The following is a 570-nucleotide window of genomic DNA, read 5'->3' as shown; positions in this document are numbered from 1 at the left end:
GGTCGTTTATATGGGCATCTTTTGCTTTAATATACTCATCAATTAACCTTTCTACTAATTGAGGGATAAACTTAGCGGGATAGCGATGGTATCCGTGTGTCCACTTACCTGTATCTGATGGTTTATATTCTGTAAACGACCATTCTTCGTCTAAATCTTTTGTAGTAAACAGCTGAATAATATCCTCTGGCATTCTTGTTGTTTGTGGCTTTGTGTTATTAATTTCTGTTTTACTCAACGTCATAGTGTGCGGTTGGCAACTCCTACTTTTTCTAAAATTTTCTTGATATAATCCCTATCTTCCTGAAAGAATATATTGTGATCTTCAAAATCTTCTTTCTTATAGTTGCCTTCACCAAATATTTTTGCTATATTGTCGTAAGAAGATGTCGAGATAATAAACGCATCTAATTGTAAGTCAACTGTCATACCTTTATTTTTTGCTTCTTCCTTTATCCTTTCCTCTATTTCTTTAATATAACTGGTACATAGTTGTATCTTATCATCGTTGAAGTTGCCGAGGTTTCTAATTCCTTTCGGATCTACAAAAATTATATGTTGTTCATTATT

The 570-nt window shown here is 33.0% G+C and carries 1 protein-coding gene and 1 pseudogene; both read right to left on the bottom strand.

All coding sequences use genetic code 11. The features are described from left to right. Nucleotides 1-244 (bottom strand): annotated as a pseudogene (locus ACP5QL_RS09255) (hypothetical protein); the annotation flags it as partial. After that, nucleotides 241-570, bottom strand: a 330-nt coding sequence (locus ACP5QL_RS09250) for a hypothetical protein (protein WP_428127305.1), incomplete at its 5' end; no start/stop codon positions are given. The pseudogene ACP5QL_RS09255 and the gene ACP5QL_RS09250, both read right to left, overlap by 4 nt.

It is taken from the genome of Dictyoglomus sp. (assembly GCF_049968615.1).
In the GTDB taxonomy this organism is placed as follows: Bacteria; Dictyoglomota; Dictyoglomia; order Dictyoglomales; family Dictyoglomaceae; genus Dictyoglomus; species Dictyoglomus turgidum.
This window is presented reverse-complemented; position numbering and strand designations above follow the sequence as displayed.